Annotated in this window: 27 protein-coding genes; all 27 read right to left on the bottom strand. The window is 41.3% G+C overall.

The annotated features are described in order from the left end of the window. Positions 1 to 3: 3 nt before the first annotated feature. On the bottom strand, positions 4 to 1,005 hold the full coding sequence (gene nuoH / locus CKK03_RS01800) for an NADH-quinone oxidoreductase subunit NuoH (RefSeq protein ID WP_099360917.1): 1,002 nt from the start codon (positions 1,003 to 1,005) through the stop codon (positions 4 to 6). Continuing rightward, a complete protein-coding gene (locus tag CKK03_RS01795) occupies positions 1,005 to 2,105 on the bottom strand; it encodes an NADH-quinone oxidoreductase subunit D (RefSeq protein ID WP_099360916.1) in 1,101 nt (366 codons plus the stop codon). The genes nuoH and CKK03_RS01795 overlap by 1 nt, the downstream gene beginning before the upstream one ends. Positions 2,106 to 2,108: 3 nt before the next feature. After that, positions 2,109 to 3,608 (bottom strand): NADH-quinone oxidoreductase subunit C, encoded by a 1,500-nt coding sequence (locus CKK03_RS01790; RefSeq protein WP_099360915.1) that lies wholly within the window; start codon positions 3,606 to 3,608, stop codon positions 2,109 to 2,111. Between the two features lies 1 nt (position 3,609). After that, the gene (locus tag CKK03_RS01785) at positions 3,610 to 4,122 is read right to left on the bottom strand and encodes a NuoB/complex I 20 kDa subunit family protein (protein WP_099354573.1); all 513 of its coding nucleotides are present in this window, start codon (positions 4,120 to 4,122) and stop codon (positions 3,610 to 3,612) included. After that, positions 4,113 to 4,490 (bottom strand): NADH-quinone oxidoreductase subunit A, encoded by a 378-nt coding sequence (locus CKK03_RS01780; RefSeq protein WP_099360914.1) that lies wholly within the window; start codon positions 4,488 to 4,490, stop codon positions 4,113 to 4,115. The genes CKK03_RS01785 and CKK03_RS01780 overlap by 10 nt, the downstream gene beginning before the upstream one ends. A 673-nt stretch (positions 4,491 to 5,163) precedes the next feature. Further along, positions 5,164 to 6,468, bottom strand: a complete 1,305-nt coding sequence (locus tag CKK03_RS01775) for a DUF4179 domain-containing protein (protein WP_180271117.1) — start codon at positions 6,466 to 6,468, stop codon at positions 5,164 to 5,166. Continuing rightward, on the bottom strand, positions 6,444 to 6,983 hold the full coding sequence (locus CKK03_RS01770; protein WP_099360912.1) for an RNA polymerase sigma factor: 540 nt from the start codon (positions 6,981 to 6,983) through the stop codon (positions 6,444 to 6,446). The genes CKK03_RS01775 and CKK03_RS01770 overlap by 25 nt, the downstream gene beginning before the upstream one ends. A gap of 321 nt (positions 6,984 to 7,304) precedes the next feature. Further along, positions 7,305 to 7,709, bottom strand: a complete 405-nt coding sequence (locus tag CKK03_RS01765; RefSeq protein WP_099360911.1) for a F0F1 ATP synthase subunit epsilon — start codon at positions 7,707 to 7,709, stop codon at positions 7,305 to 7,307. A gap of 25 nt (positions 7,710 to 7,734) precedes the next feature. Further along, complete coding sequence (atpD, locus tag CKK03_RS01760; protein WP_099360910.1) at positions 7,735 to 9,156, bottom strand: F0F1 ATP synthase subunit beta; 1,422 nt, start codon at positions 9,154 to 9,156, stop codon at positions 7,735 to 7,737. Between the two features lie 93 nt (positions 9,157 to 9,249). Beyond that, positions 9,250 to 10,107: a F0F1 ATP synthase subunit gamma gene (locus CKK03_RS01755; RefSeq protein ID WP_099360909.1), complete on the bottom strand. Its 858-nt coding sequence runs from the start codon at positions 10,105 to 10,107 to the stop codon at positions 9,250 to 9,252. A gap of 267 nt (positions 10,108 to 10,374) precedes the next feature. Then, positions 10,375 to 11,886, bottom strand: a complete 1,512-nt coding sequence (atpA, locus tag CKK03_RS01750; protein ID WP_099354578.1) for a F0F1 ATP synthase subunit alpha — start codon at positions 11,884 to 11,886, stop codon at positions 10,375 to 10,377. Between the two features lie 18 nt (positions 11,887 to 11,904). After that, positions 11,905 to 12,441 carry a F0F1 ATP synthase subunit delta gene (locus tag CKK03_RS01745; protein ID WP_099360908.1) on the bottom strand — a complete coding sequence of 179 codons (537 nt, stop codon included), beginning with the start codon at positions 12,439 to 12,441 and terminating at the stop codon, positions 11,905 to 11,907. Beyond that, positions 12,438 to 12,962 (bottom strand): F0F1 ATP synthase subunit B, encoded by a 525-nt coding sequence (atpF, locus tag CKK03_RS01740; RefSeq protein ID WP_099360907.1) that lies wholly within the window; start codon positions 12,960 to 12,962, stop codon positions 12,438 to 12,440. The genes CKK03_RS01745 and atpF overlap by 4 nt, the downstream gene beginning before the upstream one ends. Before the next feature lie 196 nt (positions 12,963 to 13,158). After that, a complete protein-coding gene (atpE, locus tag CKK03_RS01735; RefSeq protein WP_099360906.1) occupies positions 13,159 to 13,374 on the bottom strand; it encodes a F0F1 ATP synthase subunit C in 216 nt (71 codons plus the stop codon). An 84-nt stretch (positions 13,375 to 13,458) separates the two neighbouring features. Next, complete coding sequence (gene atpB / locus CKK03_RS01730) at positions 13,459 to 14,193, bottom strand: F0F1 ATP synthase subunit A (protein ID WP_099360905.1); 735 nt, start codon at positions 14,191 to 14,193, stop codon at positions 13,459 to 13,461. Positions 14,194 to 14,250: 57 nt separating this feature from the next. Continuing rightward, positions 14,251 to 14,619, bottom strand: a complete 369-nt coding sequence (locus CKK03_RS01725; protein ID WP_099360904.1) for an ATP synthase subunit I — start codon at positions 14,617 to 14,619, stop codon at positions 14,251 to 14,253. A gap of 6 nt (positions 14,620 to 14,625) precedes the next feature. Continuing rightward, positions 14,626 to 14,847 carry an AtpZ/AtpI family protein gene (locus tag CKK03_RS01720; RefSeq protein ID WP_099360903.1) on the bottom strand — a complete coding sequence of 74 codons (222 nt, stop codon included), beginning with the start codon at positions 14,845 to 14,847 and terminating at the stop codon, positions 14,626 to 14,628. A 422-nt stretch (positions 14,848 to 15,269) separates the two neighbouring features. Next, entirely contained in the window at positions 15,270 to 17,501 is a 2,232-nt protein-coding gene (locus CKK03_RS01715) for a S8 family serine peptidase (protein ID WP_245863952.1), read from the bottom strand. Between the two features lie 242 nt (positions 17,502 to 17,743). Then, the gene (gene upp / locus CKK03_RS01710) at positions 17,744 to 18,373 is read right to left on the bottom strand and encodes a uracil phosphoribosyltransferase (protein WP_099354585.1); all 630 of its coding nucleotides are present in this window, start codon (positions 18,371 to 18,373) and stop codon (positions 17,744 to 17,746) included. 575 nt (positions 18,374 to 18,948) lie between these two features. Beyond that, entirely contained in the window at positions 18,949 to 20,190 is a 1,242-nt protein-coding gene (gene glyA, locus CKK03_RS01705) for a serine hydroxymethyltransferase (protein ID WP_099360902.1), read from the bottom strand. A gap of 686 nt (positions 20,191 to 20,876) precedes the next feature. Further along, entirely contained in the window at positions 20,877 to 21,890 is a 1,014-nt protein-coding gene (locus CKK03_RS01700) for an anti-sigma factor (RefSeq protein ID WP_180271116.1), read from the bottom strand. A 73-nt stretch (positions 21,891 to 21,963) separates the two neighbouring features. Continuing rightward, positions 21,964 to 22,488 (bottom strand): sigma-70 family RNA polymerase sigma factor, encoded by a 525-nt coding sequence (locus CKK03_RS01695; protein ID WP_099360900.1) that lies wholly within the window; start codon positions 22,486 to 22,488, stop codon positions 21,964 to 21,966. 140 nt (positions 22,489 to 22,628) lie between these two features. After that, on the bottom strand, positions 22,629 to 23,201 hold the full coding sequence (locus tag CKK03_RS01690) for a TIGR01440 family protein (RefSeq protein WP_099360899.1): 573 nt from the start codon (positions 23,199 to 23,201) through the stop codon (positions 22,629 to 22,631). A 90-nt stretch (positions 23,202 to 23,291) separates the two neighbouring features. Beyond that, entirely contained in the window at positions 23,292 to 23,744 is a 453-nt protein-coding gene (gene rpiB / locus CKK03_RS01685) for a ribose 5-phosphate isomerase B (RefSeq protein ID WP_099360898.1), read from the bottom strand. 122 nt (positions 23,745 to 23,866) lie between these two features. Continuing rightward, positions 23,867 to 25,153, bottom strand: a complete 1,287-nt coding sequence (locus CKK03_RS01680; protein ID WP_099360897.1) for a methyl-accepting chemotaxis protein — start codon at positions 25,151 to 25,153, stop codon at positions 23,867 to 23,869. Between the two features lie 27 nt (positions 25,154 to 25,180). Continuing rightward, entirely contained in the window at positions 25,181 to 25,612 is a 432-nt protein-coding gene (locus CKK03_RS01675; protein ID WP_099360896.1) for a low molecular weight protein arginine phosphatase, read from the bottom strand. Between the two features lie 210 nt (positions 25,613 to 25,822). After that, positions 25,823 to 26,389 (bottom strand): manganese efflux pump MntP, encoded by a 567-nt coding sequence (locus CKK03_RS01670; RefSeq protein ID WP_099360895.1) that lies wholly within the window; start codon positions 26,387 to 26,389, stop codon positions 25,823 to 25,825. Positions 26,390 to 26,430 lie beyond the last annotated feature (41 nt).

The raw sequence follows: 26,430 nt of genomic DNA, 5'->3' as shown, positions 1-26,430 counted from the left end.
TTTTTAGAAAAATAATTCCTTAATTAAAGCTGATAAGAAAATGTTTGCTAATGCGATTGGAAGGAGTACTTTCCAACCGAATTCCATCAGTCTGTCCGCACGTAAACGTGGGAAGGTGGAACGGAACCAGATTAAGACAAAGATTACCAAGCTAAACTTTAAGGAGAACCATACGGCACCTGGAATAAAGTCTAAGAATAATACTGGTTTCCAGCCTCCTAAGAAAAGAACTGTCGTTAAGGCTGCCATCGCAAACATATACACATATTCGGCAAGCATAAAGAAGGCCCATCTAAATCCTGAATACTCAACATGGAAACCAGCAACAATCTCTGATTCTGCTTCGGGTAAGTCAAATGGCACACGGTTTAGCTCGGCAACAGACGCGATAAAAAACACAATAAAGGCAATCGGCTGTGCAAAAATAAACCAAACCTTATCCTGAGCTTCCACAATATCAGAAAGATTCAAGCTTCCAGATAATAAGATAACCCCAATCACTGACATCACCAGTGGAATTTCATAGGAAATCATCTGTGCCGCTGCACGCATTCCTCCCATGAGGGCATATTTGTTATTCGATGCCCAACCACCGGCGACAATTCCAATCGTTGTAAGTCCAGATACGGCGATGTAATAGAGCAAACCCACTCCAATATCAGCAAATCTATAACTATCCGTAAACGGAAGTGCTGCTACAACCATGAAGGCTGGAGCAAACGCAAGCACTGGTGCAAGAATAAACAAGGGACGGTCCGCAACTTTCGGAATCACGTCTTCTTTTAAAAGAAGCTTTAATACGTCAGCCACTGTTTGTAAAAGTCCCCAGCGTCCCCCTACTTGATTCGGACCCTGACGAGCTTGCATAAACCCCATCACCTTACGCTCAGCAAGGATTCCATAAGTAACGAATCCTAGGATGACTAATAATAAGACGGTAGCAAGTAAAAAGAAAATACCAAAATTCAGCCAACTCGGAGGTGAATTCAGTAGGTTTTCTATCATTAGCCGTCAACCTCCCCGAGGACAATGTCTATTGCACCTAAAATGGTGATCAGGTTTGCCATATTCTCACCCTTTAAAAGCTTCGGGAGGATTTGGAGATTGTAGAATGACGGACGTCTGAATTTCAATCGATACGGTTCTTTTTTACCATCACTCGAAATATAGCAGCCAATTTCTCCACGTGGTGATTCTATTCGTACGTATGCTTCACCTTTTGGTGCTTTAATGATTTTCGGAACCTTTGCCATAATCGGACCTTCTTCAGGAAATTGTTCCACAGCCTGTTCTACTATTTTAAGAGATTCCTCAATCTCTTCCATACGGCAGTGATAACGTGCCCATGCATCTCCACCGTCTCTCGTTGGTACGTCAAAATCAAAACGGTCATAGATTGAATATGGCTCATCTTTTCTAAGATCCCATTTGACACCTGTACAACGAAGATTCGTACCACTTAGAGAGTAATTTAATGCATCTTCCCTCGTGTACTTTCCAACTCCAATGACACGGTCCCGGAAAATTTCATTTCCTGTTACGAGCTGGTGATACCCCGGAAGTTGTGACCTCATATATGGAACAAATTCCTTAACCTTTTCAATCCAACCTTCAGGCGCATCCCATTTAACCCCACCTACACGCATGTAGTTAAACGTCAGCCTTGCCCCGGAAAGTTCATTTAATAGATTAATAATCATTTCTCTTTCTCTAAACGCATAAAGGAACGGTGTTGTTGCCCCGATATCAAGTAAATACGTACCCCACCATACAAGGTGACTTGCAATTCTTCCCAATTCCATAGCGAGGATGCGTAAATACTCAGCCCGCTCAGGAACCTCAATGTCCATCATTGTTTCAACCGCATGACAAAGTACATAGTTATTCGTCATCGCTGACAAATAGTCCATTCTGTCTGTGTACGGAATGATTTGTGTGTATTGCAAGTCCTCTGCAAGTTTTTCTGTTCCACGGTGTAGGTATCCAATTACGGGTGTAGCTTCTGTGATGATTTCTCCGTCAATTTTAACAACAAGACGGAATACGCCGTGCGTACTTGGATGCTGCGGCCCTACATTTAGGAGCATTTCTTCTGTACGAATCATATGCTACACCTCCACGTCAAACGGTTCATAGTCTTTTCTAAGCGGATGTCCCACCCAGTCGTCTGGCATTAGGATTCGAGTTAAATTTGGATGTCCTTCAAATTTAATCCCGAGCAAATCAAATGCTTCCCGCTCTGGCCAATTTGCGCCTTCCCATAACGGCTGTAGGGATGCAGTCGTTGGCTCATCACGGTCAAGTTTCACTTTTAAAGCAACAGGTTGACGGTTTTTATAAGAGAATAAATGAACATATATTTCCATATGTGTTTGGAAGTCTGTACCATGGAGTTCCGATAGATAATCGAATCCAAGCTGTTCATTGAACTTTAAAAACTGTGCAACCTTATAATATGTATCCGGTTTTGCAACAAGTGTTGGCACATCTTTTGATAGTGTATTAATATATGAATCTTCTAAAACGTCCCCACCTATGTGATCCGTGATTACTTTCACGTACTTATCCAAATACTTTTGGTTAGGAGATGGTGCCGCCTCTTCTACTTCTCCTTCAGGCGCTCCCCCTGCTGCAGCTTTCGCTTTTGCTGCTGCCGCAGCCTTTGCCTTGGCTGCTGCGATTGCTTTCGCTTTTTCCTTCGCAAGATCGTCGCCACCACCGCCAGCTGCCGCTTTAGCTTTCGCTGCTGCCGCCGCTTTTGCCTTGGCTGCTGCTACAGCTTTCGCCTTCGCTTTTGCTAGCTCATCATCTGTTGATCCTTCGCCCGCTTTTTCAGCCGCTTTCTGCTTCGCTAGTGCTGCAGCCTTCGCTTTCGCTGCCGCAACTGCCTTTGCCTTAGCCTTTGCTAAGTCGTCATCACCCGCTGCTCCACCAGCCGCTTTTTGCTTCGCTAATGCCGCGGCCTTCGCCTTTGCTGCCGCTGCTGCTTTCGCTTTCGCCGTTGCCTTGTCATCTGCATCTGGCGTGTCCGCTTGTGCGGCTTCTGCTGCTTTTTGCTTCGCTAATGCTGCGGCCTTCGCCTTCGCTGCCGCCGCTGCTTTTGCTTTCGCCGTTGCCTTGTCATCTGCATCTGGCGTGTCCGCTTGTGCGGCTTCTGCTGCTTTTTGCTTCGCTAGTGCTGCGGCCTTCGCCTTCGCTGCCGCTGCTGCTTTCGCTTTTGCCGTTGCCTTGTCATCCGCTTCCGACGTGTCCGCTGATGCGGCTTCCGCTGCTTTTTGCTTCGCTAGTGCTGCGGCCTTCGCCTTCGCTGCCGCTGCTGCTTTTGCTTTCGCAAGGTCCATATCTACCTCTTCAGATGATTCTGAATCTTCATTAGAAACTGTTGCCTCTTCAGCTTGTTGTTTGGCCTTTTGCTTCGCTAACGCCGCGGCCTTCGCCTTTGCCGCCGCAGCAGCTTTTGCCTTCGCAATATCTATATTTTCTTCCTTGGATTCCTCTTTATTTTTCGCTTCAGCTGCCTGTTTTTCGGCTAGTCGCTTTTTTGCAGCTTCCTTCGCCTTCTCTGCAGCCTCTCGCTTAAGTTGTTCCAGGTCTTTTTCTTCGCTCACGCTAAATCACCTTCTTCCCCGTTTTAGCCTCATAGCGAATCTTCTCTTTTAATTTATTAATCCCGTAAATAAGTGCAGCCGGATTCGGTGGACAACCTGGGATGTACACATCAACAGGGACAATCTGGTCTACCCCTTTCACAACCGCATACGACTTCACATAAGGACCCCCCGCCGTTGCACAAGACCCCATTGCAATGACCCATTTTGGTTCTGGCATCTGGTCATACAATCTCTTTAAAACCGGTGCCATCTTCTTAGTCACTGTACCCGATACAATCATGCAATCGGACTGACGTGGAGACGTACGGAAAAAGGAACCAAAACGATCTAAATCATAGTGGGAAGAACCTGTCCCCATCATTTCAATTGCACAACAAGCTAGACCAAATGTAAGTGGCCACAACGAATTACTTCGCGCCCAACCTTTCACCTGCTCTAGCGTCGTCATAAATACACTTCTCTTTAATTCTTCCATCTCTAAATCTGAAATTCCATCCATTTTTAAATCCATTTTAACACGCCCTTCTTCCAAGCATATACTAAGCCGATAACGAGCATAACGACGAAAATCAACATCTCAACTAATGCGAAAATCCCGAGTTTTTCGTAGGCAACTGCCCATGGATATAAAAATACAGTCTCAACATCAAAAATAACAAACAATAACGCAAAAATATAATAGCGTACATTAAACTGTACACGAGAATCATGGAATGGCTCAATCCCACTCTCATATGTAGTAGCCTTCTCCTCACTCGGTGCATGTGGCCGCAGCAACTTCCCCAAAAACAACGCCACAATCGGGAGTAGAATCCCCAACAACAAGAAGACAACCACAATCAAGTAATTATTCAAATACTGATTCAACAGATCCTCCATGTAGTCCCCTCCGATATCCCCCAATATTTTATTGCCAAAATATTATAAATGTAACCGAATACATTATAGCACTTTTCCCAGCCTAGTGTCGACCAAACCTGGCACTTATTCTACGAAATTACCATTTAAGACAAATAAAGTAAAAGTACGCAGAAAAGGCTTGCATTTCCAAGCTATTTTTCTTTATTTTACGATTTCAGCAAGCCCTGAAATGATGAAACTTTTTGTTCATCAAAACTGTAATTTCTATTTTCATAGAACAATAGTACGGATCTACATTTTTTATAATGTGATTATATTTTTTCATACCCTCAACCAAGCAATCCATTTACTCCGAGGGTATGATTACATGGTTTTCGTACCCTCACTCAAACAACTACTCGTTCATGAGGGTAAGAATAACCCCTTTTCATACCATCACACAAGCATTTTCACCCACATGAGGGTACGAATACATATTATCCATATCCTCACTACATACATTTATTCCATTTGACGGTAAGATTAACACTCCAACTCCATTCAATCCCCCCAAAAACCCTATTGTCCATAAATTTTAAGTATCGTCCTATACTAATAGGGTATTGTCCAAAGACTAAAATTATCAGCCATAAATCAAAATTATTGTCCAAAAACGAAAAAAGGACTACTTAAAAGTAGCCCTAACCCACATTTATTCTCCAAACTCAATCGTCACCTCTAGCTCCTCCAAATAATTCGGTACTTCTTGTTTATAGGTAACCACCTTGATATTCTCTACAGATAGATTAGCTTCACACTCTATCACATATTGATTTGTTGTGCCTTCCACTCTTATTGGAGCATTCTCTGAAAAATAGGCTGTTCCGTTTTGGTCCTCAAGCCATATACTATTCGCCTGTAAATAAGCGTTATCTCCAGTTGTCTCTACCGTAAGCTTCACTATACCATTTTCACTGTTTATATCTAATACCGTGGTTTCTCCAATTCCACCTTGAGGTAGTGTCAGCATTTCTCCTTCCCACTTCACTCTAACTTCTTCCGCTTTTTTCTCACTAGTATTTATTAAATATGGTTTAAGTGTTAAAGACTTTGGAGTATTCTCTAGAGGTTCAAAATAATGATTCAAAGTCTCCATAAATGTCCCCTTTGACAGACTTCCACTTCCACCCCCACTTAAAGGCTGAAGTACTCGCCCTTGGTCATCAACAACTTGGTAATCAATCCATTCATACTTTTTATTATTGTAAGTTTTCTCGTCCATAATCTGACGCATTGATATTTCTGTGCTCGTTGGGAAAAATGTAACCTTATCAACCTGAATCGTTAAATCCTTCGATTCCACCAACTCATTGACTAAAAGCGCTCGATTATTTCCTTGTTTTTTGATTGGAAAACTCACATCCAACGACTTCTCTATATTAGACTGAATTCCTAAAGTAAAATTCTCAGGAAGCTCCTCTTGAATTTTTATACTTATTACCCCAGCGTAATCTCCATTTTCTAATACTTCACCGCGTTCTCCCATACCATAACTAACACCCTTCCCATCAATCATAAAATGCAAATCAGACAAAAAGTCAGTTTGATATGTGTTCTTTCCTTGTGTATAAGATTCTATCAGATACCCAATGTGAATCTGGGATCCATCGTAAAGACTCTCCGTAAAAGTAATCAGCTGCCCATTGATTTCCACCTGTTGTCCCAATAAAGTCGTTAACCCTTCTTCTTCCCCCTTCTTTGTTCCAACATCCCCAACCATCTTAAAAATAGATCCGATTACTGGTACAGACCTCATTGTCTCAGCTAAAGTTGGTGACATAAAAGAGACCCCGAATAAAAGGAAGCCCAACAAAAACACTGCCGCAACTGTATAATAAAAGCGTGGGAATCGCTTCTTTTTCGGGAGTGAATGGAGTGTTTTGTTCATACGCTGCTCCACACTTTTAGGAATTTGTGGGTTTACTTTCTGGCTTAATTGTTTTTCCCATTTTTCCATAATGAACCCTCCTCTTTTCCATCCCATAACTCACGCATTTTTTCACGTGCACGACGTAATCTTGTCTTTATTGTATTTTCCGGTACCCCATAGATTTGTGACAACTCCAATATCGACATACCCTCAATATGAAAGAGCTTCAACAATTGTGATTGATCTTCTGAAAGTTTACAGAGCATCTGTTCAACTTCAAATTCCTCATATCCAGATTCCATTATTTGTGGTTCTAGCCATTCCTCCATATTTACGACATTCTTTTTCTGCCTTAACAGCTGGTAGCATTCATTCAAAACAATTCGGCATAGCCAGCTTTTAAAAAATGCAGGTTCTCTCAATGTATCGATTTTTTGATATGCCTTTATGATCGCTTCCTGCATCGCATCTGCACAATCTTCATCATTCATTAAAATTGTCTTCGCAACACGATACATCAAAAGCTTATGTCCCATAATCAATTTCTCAAAGGAAGACTTGCTCCCACGCCTTGCCTTTTTCACCTCTTTTGAGATATCCAAAGTATGCTCTCCTTTCCGAATCAACCTAATCCTTAGATACAAGAAAAAGGCAAAAGGTTTCAACAAACATAAAAAAATCTCCTATGTAATGCCCAAGTTCGTTTTAATAACTACATCCAGCTCCTGATTTTTAAACTAAGTAAAACATATGTTTTTTTCACATCTATTGATTTTCTCCAGGAACCAGAAATATTCCTTTCTTCGGTGTAAATTCGATTCTATCAACGATTGCTATATTCCGCGCGGTATCACTTGAATTGACCACCCACAACGAGAAAAACCCCCAGAAGCCAAAGGCATCTGGGGGTTCCCTATACTAAATTAGTATTTGTTTTGTGTTACGTTTAATCGATTGATGGCACGTTTTAAAGCGAGCTCAGCTCGTTTAAAATCTACATTATCTTGTTTCGCCTGCAAGCGTTGTTCAGCGCGCTTTTTTGCTTCGCTAGCACGCTCAACGTCAATCGCTTCAGCTGTTTCGGCAGCTTGAGCAAGGATTGTTACTTGGTCAGGACGAACCTCGAGAAAGCCTCCACTTACAGCCACAAGTTCAGTGTTGCCTTCCTTCTTAAGTCTAACTGCCCCTACTTGGAGAGGAGCAACCATAGGAATATGTCCTGGTAGGATACCAAGCTCACCGCTTTGAGCTTTGGCACTTACCATTTCCACATCAGCTTCATAAACTGGGCCATCAGGAGTCACGACATTGACTTTTACTGTCTTCATTTTATACCCTCCTAGGTCCCGTTAATTAGGCTTCAACACCCATGCGCTTTCCAGCTTCTACTGCTTCTTCAATTCGACCAACTAGACGGAACGCATCTTCTGGAAGATAATCGTATTTCCCTTCTAGGATTTCCTTGAATCCACGAACAGTTTCTTTAACTGGTACGTATGAACCTGGTTGTCCAGTGAACTGCTCCGCAACGTGGAAGTTTTGAGATAAGAAGAATTGGACACGACGTGCACGGTGCACGATTAACTTATCCTCATCACCTAACTCATCCATACCTAGGATTGCGATGATATCTTGTAGTTCACGGTAACGTTGTAATGTTTGTTGTACTTGACGTGCAACATTGTAGTGCTCTTCGCCAACAACCTCAGGAGATAAGGCACGAGAAGTAGATGCTAATGGATCCACCGCTGGGTAAATACCCATCTCAGAAAGCTTACGCTCAAGGTTTGTTGTTGCATCTAAGTGAGCAAACGTTGTAGCTGGAGCCGGGTCAGTATAGTCATCGGCAGGAACGTAAATCGCTTGGATTGACGTTACAGATCCAACGTTTGTTGATGTAATACGTTCTTGTAATTTACCCATCTCAGTTGCTAGAGTTGGTTGGTAACCAACGGCAGATGGCATACGACCAAGTAGGGCTGATACTTCAGAACCTGCTTGAGTGAAACGGAAAATGTTATCAATAAAGAATAACACGTCTTGGCCTTGCTCATCACGGAAGTATTCCGCCATTGTAAGACCTGTTAAGGCTACACGCATACGTGCACCTGGTGGTTCGTTCATTTGTCCGAATACCATCGCTGTTTTTGTGATAACTCCAGAGTCTTTCATTTCGTAGTATAAGTCGTTTCCTTCACGAGTACGCTCACCTACACCAGCGAATACGGAAATACCACCGTGTTCTTGTGCGATGTTGTTGATAAGCTCTTGGATAAGAACTGTTTTACCAACTCCGGCACCACCGAATAGACCGATTTTTCCACCTTTAATATATGGAGCAAGAAGGTCTACTACCTTAATACCAGTTTCAAGAATCTCAACCTCAGTTGAAAGTTGTTCAAATGTTGGTGCTTCTCTATGAATTGCATCACGACGTGCATCAGCAGGTACTGGTGCATCAAGGTCAATGCTTTCACCTAGAACGTTAAATACACGTCCTAGTGTTACATCACCTACTGGTACTGAAATCGGTTTACCAGTATCAGTAACCTCTAATCCACGAACTACACCGTCAGTAGATGACATCGCAACTGTACGTACAGTATCATCACCTAGGTGAAGCGCAACTTCTAATGTTAATTCGATGTTAACTTCATTTTCGTCACGCGCACTATGTTTAATAGTAAGGGCGTTATATATCTCAGGAAGATGGCCGCTGTCAAACTGTACGTCTACAACAGGACCCATAACTTGGGTAACGCGTCCTTTTGTCATCGTTTTCCCTCCTAACTTACTTTTCGAGGTCATTCAAATTTTTATCGCTCATTTTGAATGCCATACTAAATCTATCTAATGTTGTAAATGTTCCTATTCGAGTGCTGCTGCTCCACCGACAATTTCCGTAATTTCTTGCGTAATTGCCGCTTGACGTGCACGGTTGTATGAAAGAGTAAGTGAATCGATAAGCTCTTTTGCATTGTCTGTCGCATTTTTCATCGCAGTCATACGAGCTGAGTGTTCACTTGCTTTTCCATCTAAAAGTGCTCCGTAGATGAGACTTTCAGCATACTGAGGTAGCAATACCTCTAAGATATCTTCTTGTGAAGGTTCAAATTCATAAGAAGTTTTTTTGTTGTTTGCAGCTAAATCCGTTAATGGAAGTAGCTTTTTCTCCGTTACATCGTGTTGAATCGCACTTACAAAGTGGTTATACCACATGTAAAGCTCATCATACGTACCATCCGCAAACATGTTCACAGTCGCATTAGCAATATCTTTAATTTCAGCAAAAGATGGCTGATCAGATAAACCAGCGATTTCTAAGCTAACCGAAATGCCTCTTTTTACAAAGAAGTCTCGGCCAACACGACCGATAGCGATTACTGTGAACTCGTCTGTGCTTTTATGACGTTTTTGCATCGCTTGGTATGCACCACGAATCACGTTACTGTTATATGCGCCAGCTAATCCACGGTCGGACGTAATGACGATATAAGCAGTCTTTTTAATGGGTCTGTGAGTTAGCATTGGATGACTCGCATCCGAGCTGCCTACTGCGATATTCGCAACGACCTCTTGAATTTTTTCCATATAAGGAACAAACGATTTTGCATTTGCTTCAGCACGGCTAAACTTAGATGCTGAAACCATCTGCATCGCTTTAGTAATTTGACTTGTTTTCTTTGTTGAAGTGATTCTTGTTTTTATATCACGTAAGGATGCCAAAGGTTCTCACCACCTTTTCCTCGATTATTCGTAAACGCTTTGGAACCGAGTCTTCCTAGCTTTATTCAGATAAGCGACGCACGCATTGCGCGTCGCTTAAGCATTGTCTTTATATGTCCAGCTTCAGCTCCCAGCGACTAGCGATACTTCCCTCACCCTCCGTACGATAAGCTCAACATCGAATCGCTTTGCTCTTCGTGTTTCCTTTATCTCCTACAGGCTCAGTCCAGTACGTACGTCGCTAAACGGTCGCTTCCGCAATTCGTTTTATTCAGAAACTGCAAATGTCTTTTTGAAATCATTGATTGCAGAAGTAAATACTTCATCATCTGGAAGCTTACCAGTTGACTTAATGTGATCAAAGATTTCTGCTTTACGGTTATGCTCTAACCATACGAAGTATTCTGCTTCGAAACGAGAGATATCTTCTACTGGAATATCATCTAAGAATCCACGAGTTAATGCATATAGAATCGCAACTTGCTTTTCTACTGCTTGTGGCTTGTTTAGACCTTGTTTTAATACTTCTACTGTACGAGCACCACGGTTAAGTTTCGCTTGAGTTGCTTTATCAAGATCTGAACCGAACTGAGCGAATGCTTCAAGTTCACGGTAAGAAGCAAGGTCAAGACGTAATGTACCTGATACCTTCTTCATCGCATTAATTTGCGCAGACCCACCAACACGTGACACGGATAAACCTGCGTTAACGGCAGGACGTACACCTGAGAAGAATAAGTCAGATTGTAAGAAAATTTGTCCGTCAGTAATCGAGATAACGTTTGTTGGAATGTACGCAGATACGTCACCAGCTTGTGTTTCAATGAACGGTAAAGCTGTGATAGATCCGCCACCTTTTTCGTCAGAAAGCTTTGCAGCACGTTCTAATAGACGAGAGTGTAGGTAGAATACATCCCCTGGATATGCTTCACGACCTGGAGGACGACGTAGTAATAGTGAAAGTTCACGGTATGCAGAAGCTTGTTTTGTTAAGTCATCATAAATAACTAAAACGTGCTTGCCATTGTACATGAACTCTTCGCCCATTGTTACACCCGCATATGGAGCTAAGAATAACATTGGAGCTGGTTGAGATGCAGAAGCAGTTACAACGATTGTGTAATCTAATGCACCGTTTTTACGTAAAGTTTCAACAACACCACGTACTGTTGATTCTTTTTGACCAATTGCAACGTAAATACAGATCATATTTTCGTTCTTTTGGTTAAGGATTGTGTCGATTGCAACAGATGTTTTACCTGTTTGACGGTCACCGATGATTAACTCACGCTGACCACGACCGATCGGAATTAATGCGTCAATCGCTTTAATACCAGTTTGTAATGGTTCATGAACAGATTTACGGTCCATGATACCAGGAGCTGGACTTTCGATTGGACGAGTTTTAGTAGTTTCGATTGGACCAAGACCATCAACTGGTTGTCCTAGAGAGTTTACAACACGGCCGATCAATGCTTCACCAACTGGAACCTCCATGATACGTCCTGTACGACGTACTTCGTCACCTTCACGGATGTCTGTGAAAGGACCGAGGATGATAATACCAACGTTGTTTTCTTCAAGGTTTTGTGCCATACCCATGACACCGTTTGAAAATTCAACGAGTTCTCCAGCCATGACATTGTCGAGGCCATGAGCACGTGCGATACCGTCACCGACACTGATAACTGTACCAACTTCGCTCACTTGTATTTCAGACTGATAGTTTTCAATTTGCTTTTTTATCAGCGCACTAATTTCTTCAGCTTTGATGCTCATGAATTTCACCCCTATCTTTTAGCGGATAAGTTCACGCTCTAAGCGTTCTAACTTACCTTTTACACTTCCATCAAATATACGATTTCCGATTCGAAGCTTCACGCCACCAATCAGACTAGGATCTACAATATTTTGAATACGTAATGATGTCTTTCCAACTTTACTAGCAAATACGCTTGAGATTCCTGATTCCTCTGAGTCTGTTAAAGGACGTACAGAGTATACTGTTGCATCAGCAACACCGCGTTTGTCATTCGCTAATGTGATAAATTCATCCGCAACGTCTGCGATGATATCCTCACGATGACGGTCTATAAGTAAATGTAGAGTGTTTAATGTCATCTGAGAAAAACCTTGAAAGGATTGCGTTACAATCGCTTTTTTCTTATCGACTGAAAGTTTTGGATTTCTTAACACAGTTTGGAATTCATCACTGTTTGAAAACACTTGTTTAACCGTGCGAATTTCTTCTTCGTACTGGTCAAGTGCATTTTGTTCACTTGCTAATTGAAAAAGAGCTACTGCATATCGCTTTGCTACGATTCCTCTGCTCATCGCCCTTCTCCTACCTCTTGAATATATTCGTTAATTAACTTCTCTTGATCTTCAAGGCTAAGTTCCTTTTCGATAACCTTAGAAGCAACTAACACTGAAAGTGACGCAACCTGTTCGCGTAAAGCTGTAACAGCTTGTTCTTTTTCTTGAACGATTTCCTGTTTTGCAGCTTCCTTTAAACGGTTTGCTTCCTCACGAGCAGCTTGGATAATTCCATCTTTCTGCTCTTCACCTAATTTACGTGCATTTTCGATTAGCTCAGCAGCCTCAGTACGTGATTTCTTAAGTAACTCACGTTGTTCTTCTGCTAATTTTTTCGCTTCTTGGTGATTTTGTTCTGCAGTATCAATTTCATTCGCGATATGTTGTTCACGTTGTTTCATCATATTCATGATTGGACCGAACGCAAATTTACGAAGTAACGCTAATAAAATGATGAATACAACCAATTGGAAGATGATATCACCAAGGTTGACTGGTATTCCGCCAGCGGCAGCGCCTAAGACAAAAAGATCTAACACCTATATTCCCTCCTTTTGCGAGTTCCAGGTCGAATGGAAGTCCTTATTTTCATCAAACGTGCGCCAATACGCACAATTATTTAAAAAAAGTTTGGTTTATACAAAGGAATGGCGAAGGTTCTCTTGGAATGATCTTCGCCATTTTGTTAATGTTGCCTTCACTTTTATAAAGGATGGCTCCGAGAAATGTTACTAATTAGTTAGCACCGAATACCATAAACGCGATAACAACCGCGATGATAGGAATCGCCTCAACTAACGCAACCCCGATGAACATAGTAGTTTGAAGTTTCGTTTGTGCTTCTGGTTGACGAGCAATCCCCTCAACTGTACGAGATACGATAAGACCGTTACCGATACCAGCACCTAGTGCCGCTAAACCAATTGCAATTGCTGCTGCTAATAAACCCATTGAAATAGTCCTCCTTTAATTGTATAAAAAAATAATAGTAGTTTATTTTTGTTGTCCAAAAAGTCTCATTTTGGACAAGTCTTCCTAGTGATCTGTACTCACTTTGTGAGAAATATAAACCATAGTTAACATTGTAAAGATGTATGCCTGAATGGCACCAACAAAGATACTGAATCCTTGCCATGCAATCATCGGAATAAAGGCTCCGATTGTACCTAAGATACCACCAAAGATACTTTCGCCATAACCACTTACTGCCATACCTGCAATTAATCCAAGTAGGATTTCACCGGCATAGATGTTACCAAATAGACGCAGTCCGAGAGTTAATGTGTTTGCGAATTCTTCGATGATTTTTAGTGGGAACATAAATGACATAGGTTTAAAGAAATCCTTACCGTATTCTCTAGCACCTTTCATCTTAATTCCATAGTAATGCGATAGACCAACAACCATAACAGCTAATGTTAATGTAATCGTTGGATCTGCAGTTGGAGACTTCCACCATAACTCATGGCCAAAAATGACCGCAAATGGTAACCCTAGAAAGTTTGATACAAGGATATACATGAGTAAAGTAATCCCTAATATTTGGAAGCGTCCGCCAGTTTGCCAGTCCATCGAACTTTTAATAATTCCTCGAACAAAGTCCATAACCCATTCCATAAAGTTCTGAGCACCAGTTGGCTTCATTGCAAGGGTACGAGTTCCAAGAACCGCAATAATGAATACAATCACACTCGCAATTGTGATCATTAGCATGTTAGATTTACTAAACCAAAGTCCAAACAATTCAAACGTAGGAGCTTCGTGACCCAACAGTATTCACCTCTCTTCCCATATTGTCCAGCACAAAGCTTTGCCTCGCGCTTTAGTCTATTTATGAAGTTTTTGAAAAAAGAAATCTATCATAATGACAAAATAAGCTGTCATTAATCCAATAATCATACTACCTAAATGAAACTCTTGTGGATACTCCATTACGACCAATACTGCCAAACCAGCAATTGCCATACGAGACATTGTTCCAAGCGAACGTACCGCTCGTCCCTCTTCATAAGCTTTTGTAAATTGCTTATTTTTCCGAGCTAACGAAAAGAGGAAATATAAGCTTCCTACTGTCCCTAGTATTAGCCCTAAGAAGACGGCTTTGTATGCAGTAAATCCCCAACCTAGTACATAGATTGCAAGTAAGTAGAATATGTATTTACGATACCTCGTAAATGCTGTGGTTAAATCCTGCATATCAAGTTAATCTCCTGAGAAAAAATGATTGACTAGTCGAAGTGTTGCATATACTCCTGCTGCTAGTCCTAATAGAAGGCCAATAATTAAAAAAAGTGGTTCGGTGTCAAGCATTCGATCAATCCATCTACCGAGGAAAATGCCTACTAGAATTGATCCTACTAATTGAGATAGAATACCAGACATGAGCGCATAGGCTCGTAAAGGGTGCTTGTCATTTTTACGCATCAGCATTCCTCACTTCAGCGTTCGAGGTAGGTTTTTTACATGTCAGAAAATACTTAATTTTTCAAGAGTTTAAACGATGTAAACCTTCTCATTAATACCCTTTGTAAGCATACAATAGGCACCCATTAATGTCAATTGTTTGCAGGGAAAAAGTTCAGCTTCTCACAAGCGTTTTTGGGGGTTCCATTTTTGCTTACAAAAAGCGATTTAACAGCGATTTTATAAGTCCTATTATGGTAGTGTAAATCCTAATATTCAAACATCGTTCACAAATTGTTCATAAATAGGCAGCCACTAAATCAAATAAGCCCTAGCTTATTTGCGCCCGATTTTTTTCGAGTTCGCTCGAAAAATATCCTTTGAAAAATCGTGGCATCCGCCGGAGGCTTTAAAATAGATTCAGCAAAAGTGCTGAATCTATTTTAATGGCCGCCTATCATAGTATCCTCAAACGAAATCTCTGTTTCAAGTATATCCTCTTTGCCTGCTTTTTTTACATAAATGACAGTCTTGAATATCCCTCTTAAATTTCGTTCTTTTCGATTTACTTTTCTCTCTACTAATCCTCTCGCAACATTTCGGTCCCAGTCTAAAAATGTGACGAACCTCAAAGTATCTGGATCATAGAGAACAATTCCATACTCTTCCGCTCCACCCGGTAAGTATAATTCATACCGGAATAAATCCTCCTTGTCGTCCTTTCCAAATTGAAAACCCATAATTCGAGGATAATCAGGTTCTTCAATCACGTACATATATGGAATATGGTAACGGTTCTTTTCTTCTTTTAAATATAGATTCCCGTGATGTAACCCGGAGCCAATTATACTAGGTGTAATATCCAATCCAATTGTAATCACCTTTTTCTGTTTTGGTTTTACCGAAAAAGGCAATGGCAGATCCCATTGGACGCCTTTCATATTATCAGGGATTTCAAATGAGTATCTCTTTTCTTCATCGGATTGGTTATCTACCGTTACTCTTATTCTTTTCTTCGTTCTCCTATCCTGGTGGTGAAGCATTCCAGCGGAAAATGACCCTGGATAGATTAAAGTTTCCGAGTGAATCGCTTCATGGAGTTGAATTCGACCTGCCCCTTGTTCATATGGCTTGTACAAGTTCCCCTCTTCGTTATCTAAAAGTCGTGCCGTATTCATTAGAGCTGCTTTTATTTGTTCTGGTGTCCAATCAGGATGCGCCTGTTTTAAGATGGCACTAGCCCCCGCTACATGGGGTGCAGCCATACTTGTACCTTGCATTTCCTGATAGCCATTTGGAATAGTACTGTCTATAGCAACACCTGGCGCAACGACGTCAGGCTTAATTGCCCAAGTATGTGTAACCGGTCCACGCGAACTAAATTCAGCAATCGTGTCCTTTATTTGTTGGTATGAGGTACTTACTACATTGTTTTTCGTTTTGATTTGTTTTTTAAGCCATTCTCCGTCTGCTTTTGAAAGGGAAGCAACCGGTATCGGAAGTTCCTTATCAAGGGTTCCTGAAAAATTCCCATCTGTATTGTTGTAGATGAGAACAGCAACTGCGCCAGCTTCATACGCACGCACTGCTTTTTGGGTAAAGGTAATCTCTCCTCGCTCCATTAATACAATTTTATTTTTTACTTTTGGAAATTTAGTTTCTGTCCCGATTCCGGCTTTTGCAATTTGATATTTCTTTTGTAGTTTCCAGGGAATTGACCCTTGGAGAGGCTGAAGCTGAATTTTTCGATCAGCAAATCCCACTGTTAGATAAGGCAAGGTCATCGGCGGTGTAGATGCACCTACAGAAATTGCCTTTGAAGAAGTTCCTGGAGACCCAACCGTCCAAACCATCGGCCCCGAATTCCCGTTAGAAGTGACAGCGACTATCCCCTCTTCCGTTGCTTTATCTAAAGCGAGGCTAGTCGGCCAGTCTGGCCCATTGATGGTGTTTCCGAGAGACAGGTTGATGATGTCCACTTTATCTTCAATTGCTTTATCAATAGCGGCAATGACCTGCTCAGACGTCCCCATTCCACCAGGTCCAAGTGCGCGGTAGCCAATAATATCAGCCTCAGGCGCAACGCCTTTTATTTTGCCATTTGCAGCAATTATTCCTGCAACATGTGTTCCATGTGAGGTATTTCGACCTGTTATTCCTTTCGTTTCCATCGGGTCATCGTCACCGTCAACAAGGTCGTAGCCACCCTTGTAATTCATTCTTAGGTCCGGGTGTGTGTAATCAACACCTGTATCAATCACTCCGACTTTTACACCCTTACCGGTTAAACGATGATCGGTTTTATCAAAATGACTGCGAATCTCTTTGCCGCCAATAAAAGGAACACTCTCCTCAACAGACACCTGGTATGTAGCAACAGGGGAACTGTGTTGAATGCCTGCTTCGGCCTTTAATTTCTGTATATCACTTCTCTTTCCCGTCACAGAAAAGCCTGGGAATACATGTTTGTAAATGTGGTTAATGTTAATGGAGGAATAGTTTCTTTTTATTTTTTCTACTACTAACTCGAATTGGTTATCATCTGTGATGATTATTTCATGCACCATTTCATCCATATCCAACTCAGGCAATGGAGGCCTATCCGGAAAACGGTGGGCATGGGCTGGTACTGATGAAAATAGGAGGATCAAACACATGCAGATTGCCAGTAACATTCTCACAAAAAAACCACCTCTTTGAGATAGCTTTTCTCAAAAGGTGGTCAAATATGTGGATGTTGTCTAGTTGCAGCGCCTAGAAACTCAAGAAACTTCAACTCCTCTGAGCAGAGGCAAAAAGCGCCTCTGAGTCAGAGTCTCCGACGACAGGACGTGCTAGTGCCGACAAGGCATAAGGCCGTGGCGCTTTTAGTCGGCCAGTTTTTTCGTTTCTGGGCAAGGCGCCTCCACTTTTCTAATTATTTCGTACCGAATAAACGGTCTCCGGCATCTCCAAGGCCTGGAACAATGTAGCCATGGTCGTTTAATTGCTCATCAAGTGCTGCGATGAAAATATCGATATCAGGATGAGCTTCTTTAATTGCTTCTACACCCTCTGGCGCTGCAATTAAGCACATAAATTTTATATTAGTAGCACCGCGCTTCTTTAATGCGTTGATTGCTTCAACTGCTGATCCACCTGTTGCAAGCATTGGGTCAACCACGATGAATTCACGCTCTTCAATGTCAGAAGGCATTTTAAAATAATACTCAACTGGCTGCAATGTTTCAGGGTCACGATAGAGTCCGATATGCCCTACTTTTGCTGCTGGGATTAAACGTAGAATTCCATCCACCATACCTAAACCAGCACGAAGAATTGGCACAATCCCAATCTTTTTCCCAGATAAAACCATTGATTTCGCTTTGCGTACAGGAGTTTCAACTTCAACTTCCTCAAGCGGCATATCACGTGTAATTTCAAATGCCATTAAGCTTGCGACTTCGTCTACCAATTCACGAAATTCCTTTGTACCTGTGTTCTTATCACGTATGTATGTAAGCTTATGTTGAATTAGTGGGTGATCAAAAACGTACACTTTCCCCATCGTTCATCTCTCCTTTTTTTGAGTATCGCTGTTCTTAGAATGACCATCAGCAGAAAAATTAACACCACGAACTATATTTTTCACACTTCAATAAATTCTACAGAAAAAATAAAACATGTTCAAGACGAAATTTAAAAATACACAGAATGGATACGTTTTAGGGAATCTGAAAAATAGAGTGTGAGTTGAGGTTGCGCTTAGATTTTGGTCCAAGTTCTTTTGTTTTGGGGTGATCGGAGATATGGCTACGAATTTTTGCTATATCGGCCACAATTTCTTATATATCGGACAAACTTTTAAATATATCGGACATTCATTTGATTTTATCGGACATAGTTGCTGATATTTCGGACATTCAGCTAAATATATCGGACATAAGCAGATGGAGTGGAAAATCGCAGAATAGAATTGTACCCCAAGCCCATGGATTTTCGCCCTAACTCTGAAGAATTGTTCCCTTTCTTCGACTAATTGTACCCTAACCTCCGAGAATTGTGCCCTATCTCCAAACAATTGTGCCCTACACCAAAAAAGGCAGGACGCCCAAACACACGGGAGTCCTGCCTTCAATTATTTTAATACTCTTTATAAAGGACAAACTTGCTAGTTAATTCTTCTACACGCGCGCTCGCTTCTGCTAACTTCGCTTCGTCTTCTGAATTTTTCAATGCAAATGCGATGATCGATGCAATTTCATCCATATCCTCTAATCCAAAGCCTCTGCTTGTAACAGCAGCTGTTCCGATACGGATACCACTTGTTACAAATGGACTTTCTGGATCGAATGGAATCGTATTTTTGTTAACTGTAATGCCGATATCATCAAGAACCTTTTCAGCCACTTTACCAGTTAAACCTAATGAACGAACATCAAGTAGTAGTAAGTGATTGTCAGTTCCACCTGATACGAGGTCTAAGCCTTCTTTTTGTAAAGAAGCCGCTAGTCTCGCAGCATTGTCAACGATATTTTTTGTATACTGTTTGAATTCATCTGTTAATGCTTCTCCGAATGCAACTGCTTTAGCAGCAATAACGTGCATTAATGGACCACCTTGGATCCCAGGGAAGATGGACTTATCGATTTTCTTCGCGAATTCTTCTTTACAAAGAATCATACCACCACGTGGACCACGTAATGTCTTGTGAGTAGTAGTTGTTACGAAATCTGCATATGGAACAGGGTTCTCGTGAAGACCTGTTGCCACAAGACCTGCGATGTGAGCCATGTCTACCATTAAGTATGCGCCCACTTCGTCCGCGATTTCTCTAAACTTTTTAAAGTCAATTGCACGTGGATATGCACTTGCACCTGCAACGATAAGCTTTGGCTTATTTTCTACTGCTTTAGCACGTACATCGTCGTAATTGATTTGATGTGTTTCGGGATCTACTCCGTACTCCACGAAATTGTATTGAATTCCACTGAAGTTTACCGGACTACCATGTGTTAAATGTCCACCATGGGAAAGATTCATCCCTAGTACAGTGTCACCTTGCTCTAGGATTGTAAAGTATACAGCCATATTTGCTTGAGCCCCAGAGTGCGGCTGCACGTTTACATGCTCTGCGCCAAAGATTTCCTTCGCACGGTCTCTAGCAATGTTCTCTGCTACATCCACATGCTCACAGCCACCATAGTAGCGACGGCCAGGATAGCCTTCTGCATATTTGTTTGTTAATACGGAACCTTGGGCCTCCATGACTGCTTCACTTACAAAGTTTTCAGATGCAATCAGCTCAATTTTAGTACGTTGTCGTTTTAGTTCATCTTGTATTGCCTGAAATACTTGTTGATCTTGCTCCGATAAATGTTTCATTTGGAATCCTCCTTTTAATCTATTATGAATTATTCCGCTAATTTGAAAAATACTTTTCCATTGTAACACTTTTATTCGGCAGTAGGAAGATTAACTTTTAGATTCATTTTTCGTTGAAATCGCTTTAAAACAGGGTTGAAGGCTGCTAATATGCGATTACCATTACCTTTTCTGGTAATTAAAAAAATTTAATGTTTTTTCTAAAACACGAACGTTTTCCTATTATTTGTAAAGTATCGTTCACTTATTTGTTTTTTTGAAATAGGTTGTAATAATGGGGAGGGAATGTTGGTTTTATGTGAGATGGGATAAACAGAGAAATATGAGGAATGAAAAATACATACTTAATTCACTTTAAGTTGCTTTTTAAATCATTCCAATAAATGAATTCTCCTTCCTGTATTTCTTTCTCAGCCTTTTCGACCTTTTTCTTTTCCTCTTCAGTGAGGGGGGAATCATCATATTCAACACCTAAGCCATCAGCGAAATTTATCTTTTTGTCGATAACTTTTTGAAGGAGATCATAGACTGGTTCGTTATCATTTTCATCAATTAAATCGATAAGCCTATGAAGATCTTCTTTTTTTTACTTTTCTAATCGCCATTACTTTCACTCCTTTATCTTAATACCTTAATTTTACATTGAAATTAAAATAGAGACAAGGCTCCCCCTGTCTCTACCTTCTTCACTCCGACGCCCAGTTCCAATATTCGAATTTGCCAACCTGGATATTTCTGAAGTCTTGCTCTTCTTTTAACTTTAAAAGTTCCTTCACTGGACCCGTAACAACCGCACCATATACTAAAAACTCGTTTTCTTGCAAATATTCGTAGCGTTCCTCTAGGTACCGTAAGCCAAGCACATTTTGACGATAGGTTTTGCTTTCATCATCAATAAGTTTCTTCATGTTCTTAAGCATCACCTTCTGATTTTCTTCAATGGCCTTACTTGTTAAAAGCCATTCAGCCCAGCCATTATAATCTTCATCCATATCGACGGCCCTTGATAAACCAAGTGTATCAACTGACAAATGCTCACCTCCACCTGTCCGTCCCCAAGACGGCTCGAAGTCTTTCAATTCCCCTGCATATAAAGGCATCCAATAAACGTCCACATCATATTTTTCTAGCTTCTTTAACAACTCTTTAGGATTATAAAATTGAGACGTTGAAAATGCTAGATTTGCCACTGTGCCCTCGTGAACCATCTCGAGCTTCTGCCACTCTTGTTGATCTGCCCTATTCGTTACACCAGCCAACTTCTTTCCTGTACGTGGGTCCTCAGGCAAAATAAAGCCGAATTGCTTATTATCTGAGCTTTGAAAATAAGTCGTCTCTTTTGTTGAAAATAGATTGAGCAAGCGCTTCGTTACATTCCATTCACCAACGACCTGTTCTTCCTTTCCTATTGTCTGTGAAATAGGAATGGTCATTCTTTGACTTAAAAAGGGCGTAATTTTGGCATTGATCGGCCTACCGTACTCACCATGTATGCCCGGTTGCGTCCAGTCAATTGCTAGATTCAAATGAAATGAATTCTTATCATCAAGCTTTGTAAAACTGTAACCAATCGAAAGTAAAGCCATATAGATGCCATACAAAAATAGGAGAATGAGCACAACACGTATGATTCTCATCGTCAGCGTAAATCGATACTTCCACAAAACCCGCTTTTCCTTATCCTTCGTCCACTCTGTCATCTTCATCACTCCTTTTATAGAACCATAGTAGAACCATAGGGACGGTTCTCCTGGATCAACTTTTAACTCGAAATTATTCAAAACGTCTATCTATATTGCCTCTCCCCGCTAATATTTGAAGCCTTTTTCGTGCGCGATGAAGTGTCACTTTTACCTGCGATTCAGTCAATTCCATCGCTTCCTGAATTTCTTCATAAGAGAATTCTGCAATTTCCCGGAAATAAATAATCGTACGGTAGTTTTCCGGAAGCAGTTCGAGTAAATCCGCTAACTCCCCGATATTCTCTCTCGTAACGACTTCTTCCTCGGGGATCCCATATGGACTCATCATATCCCCTTTATCGTAGAAAGGGACCCATTTCCACCGCTGTCGCTTTCGCCATTCATCCAGGTATGTGTTACGAGCAACCTTAAACAGCCATGGTTTGACATCCTCATATTTGTAAAAGGACAAGGATACCGTTGCCCGGAAAAATGTTTCCTGAACAAGCTCCTCAGCTAAAGTAGAGGATCCTGACATTCGTAACAGATAATAAAAAAGGGGTTCCGCATAACGACGATAGATATCATCTAATTTCTCATTCCGTTCCTTACTCATCGCCGCCCCCCTTTCTCACTTTCCTCCATCATACCTCACTTACAAAACGATCAAACCCCCAAATAGTTACACATGTAATTATAAATATTTTACTAAAATGAAAAGAACCACAGGAACCGTCCCCGTGGTCCCTGTGGTCATTAACATTTCTTATTTTCCTTTTTATCCGGATAAACCGCCCGTTCGCCACCAATGAGTTTTGGTCTTGCCTTGGCCATTGTGACATGTGCTCCACCTAGCTCTTTAACCGAACTTCGAATCGGAACTGCAACATGTTTTAGGTGCATGCCAATGAAGGTGTCACCAATATCAATACCTGCTTCGGCTTTAATAAATTCAACAACTACAGGATCATTAAAATGCCCAAAAGCATAGGTGGCCATTGCACCACCCGCTGTTCGAACCGGAACAACCGTTACTTGTTCGTAATTTTTATGTACGGCTGTTTCCCGTTCCACAACCAGTGCACGGTTTAAATGCTCACAGCACTGAAACGCGAGCTCAACACCGACATTTTCACGAAGCTTAGTCAGTTCGCTAAAAACCATTTCCGCCACTTCTTCTGATCCTGCTGTTCCGATTCGTTCACCAATGACCTCACTCGTACTGCAGCCTATAACAAGGAGCTCTCCTTTTTTCAACGAAGCTGTTTCCGCAAACTCCGAAAGAAGCGTCTGAAGCTGCCCTCTCCACACCTCTAGATCCGCAACCATCTCTCATTCCCTCCTTTGGGACAGGTCCCTCGTCCCACAATTAAATATACGCCTGATACATCAAGTCCTCAGGCGCTGTCATTTCATATGTTATTCCCCAGATGGGTTGTTTTCATATTCGGTGATTTTATTGATTCTGTTTTCATGACGCCCACCTAAGAATTCTGTAGTAAGCCATGTTTTTGCAATTTCAACCGCTAGCCCAGGGCCAATGACACGTTCACCCATCGCTAAGATATTGCTGTTGTTATGCTCACGAGTAGCCTTTGCACTAAATACATCATGACAAAGTGCACAACGGATTCCTTGTACCTTATTCGCAGCAATACTCATTCCAATCCCTGTTCCGCAAATTAAAATACCGCGGTCATATTCCCCGTTCGCTACTTTTTTCGCTACAGGTAGGGCATAATCCGGATAATCAACGGATGTTGAACACTCACACCCGAAATCATCATACTCAATTTCAAGTTCATCCAATATTTTTTTAATTTCTTCACGTAATACTAAACCGCCATGGTCTGAAGCAATTGCAACTTTCATTGTAAATCCCCCTATAATGAATTGAGACTTGGCTGGATATTTCGCCAAAAGACATTCCTTTTCCTCTTATTATACCTAAAAAAGAACTCCCGAACCAAAATAGGAGTTCCATTATTAAAAATTTACATTGTAAACCGTTGAATTGTCTGCTTTAACTGACCTGCTTGCGTAGCAAGCTCCTGCGCCAACGCATCCACTTCACAAATCACACTTGTCTGATGCTGTGTTGCCGCACTTACTTCCTGAGCACCAGCTGAAGTTTCTTCTGCAATCGCTGCAACCTCTTGAGACTGCAGGGATGTCGCTTGAATCCGATCCATTTGTTTTTCAACCAAGGTAACAATTTGTTTTACTGCATCTGCCACCTCATGAACGGACGTTGTCATTTCAGCAATAGCCTCATTTGTGATGGTTCCCTTTTTCGCTTCCTCATTTGCAACCGCGACCTGTTCAGAAATTTGAACAACTACATTTCGAACCTCTTGCTGGATATTTTGAATAAGCTCCGTAATCCCTTGAACAGCCTTAGAGCTTTCGTCCGCAAGCTTTCTTACTTCTTCAGCAACAACCGCAAAGCCTTTTCCATGCTCACCAGCACGAGCCGCTTCAATTGAGGCATTCAACGCAAGTAAATTCGTTTGGCGGGCAATATCGCCAACAAGAGAAATAATATGTTCCACTTCCTTCGCATTCGTCTCAAGACGATTTACGGCTTGAAGTGATATTTGATTGTTATTAACAAGCTTATTAATGCCCGAAATTAACGAATGAACAACCTCTTTGCTATCATTCAATGTATCGACCATTTCAACAGACAAGTTTTGTGAAGTTTTCGCATTTTCTTGGACCTCTTCAGCAATTTGAATCACATCCTCGACAGATTCAGCTGTTTCTTGAATCGATACAGCCGAGCTGTCCGCCCCTTTGGAAATCTCAGAAATCGTCCGATTAATATTTTCCGCCTGTTCGGAGGCAAGACTAGATGCTTTCGTAATTTCAATTACCTTTTCATTCGTATTTTCAAAGTTTCCTTCAATGTTTTGAACCATTTCACGTAGATTGTGAAGCATTTTGTTAAAAGCGAGACTCAAGCTTCGAATCTCGTCATCTGATTTCGAAACGGGTACATCCTCACGAATATCACCATTTGCCGCATGAATCGCTACCTGCTCAAGTTTTTGGAGTGGCTTCGTAATAAAGGATGCCGCAAAATAAGCGAGAATCCCAGACCAGACAATCCCTAATACCAACGTGCCAATAATAAAAATTTGTTGATTGATCAACTCATCTACGAAAGGATACACAAAATAAATGAATAACGCAGATGTTGAGTAAGTCACAATCGCTAAAATAGTCGTTAATAAAACTAATTTCAGCTTTATACCAAATTTATAGCGCCTCTTTTTCAACCGATTCTCCCCCTGAATCTAGCTATGCTATTTAAGTTTTGAAAGTACTTCATCAATTAATGGTTCAAGCTCTGCATAGGTTTCTCTATAAATCTCTACCGGTCCTCCAAATGGATCCGAAACATCTCCACTACCATTTGTAAATTCCTTTAACGTATGTACCTTGCCCCGAGCTTGCGGAAAGCTTTGAAGAATTGCTTGCTTATGGTGGTTGGTCATCGTTAACACACAAGTGGCCCAATCAATATGCTCTTGTGTTAAAAAGGAAGAAGAGTGCTGACACTCCATCCCATTTTCCTTCAAGACTTGCGTCGTATTTGCCGAAGCAGGGCTGCCATCACCAGCAAATATCCCCGCTGATTTCACTTCGATTTCTTCACCCGCTTTATTTCGTAAAATCGCCTCAGCCATCGGACTTCGACATGTATTTCCTGTACAAACAAATAAAACACGAATCATTTCATCACCCTTTTCTACCTGTCTTTATGCTACTAACGACCTGCATAAAAAGACAAAATTCGATATAGTCCTATTATAAATGAGATGAACCCAAAACACATAGTCAATATATGAAAAAAAGAGCACGAGTTTTTCCACTCATACTCTTTCACAAGGCACACAGGTTTCTCATCCCACATCTGGGTCACAGGGACAGGTCCCTCGTCCCACTTATAATGGAAATAGCAATTTCACTCCGAAGACTAGGAGGATACAACCACCTAGTACCTCACTATATGTACCGAGCCAATGTTGAACCTTTCGACCTAGCAAAAGACCAACCCATGACAGCACCATGCTAACTACACCAAACATCAGAATAACCATAATCGTCTTCGCTCCATAAATCCCTAATGAAAGCCCAACAGAAAAACTATCGAGGCTCACACTTAAGGCAAAAATAAACAAACCAAAGCCAACAGGTGTAATCATCCGATTGTCACCGTCATCGTCCTTGAAGGAAGAAATGATCATTTGCAATCCTAAAAATAAGAGCAATCCTGCACCTACATAGGTTGCAATTGCCCCAAATGTATCTGATAAAAAATGGCCGATCATCATTCCAGCCAAAGGCATCCACATATGAAACAGACCGATGGTTATCCCGATTGTTAAGATCTGCTTAAGTCTCAACCGGATTAATCCCATTCCAAGTCCTACGGAAAATGCGTCCATTCCTAAAGCAAATGCCATAATAAATAAGGTTATAATTTCACCGAGAAATGCTGTTATATCCATCTTCTACCTCCTTGGACGTGCCTATTTCAACATATGCATGT

It is taken from the genome of Fredinandcohnia onubensis (assembly GCF_002734215.1).
Classification (GTDB): Bacteria; Bacillota; Bacilli; order Bacillales; family Bacillaceae_L; genus Ferdinandcohnia; species Ferdinandcohnia onubensis.
The sequence above is the reverse complement of the archived record's forward strand: the minus strand, read 5'-3'. Positions and strand labels throughout refer to the sequence as shown.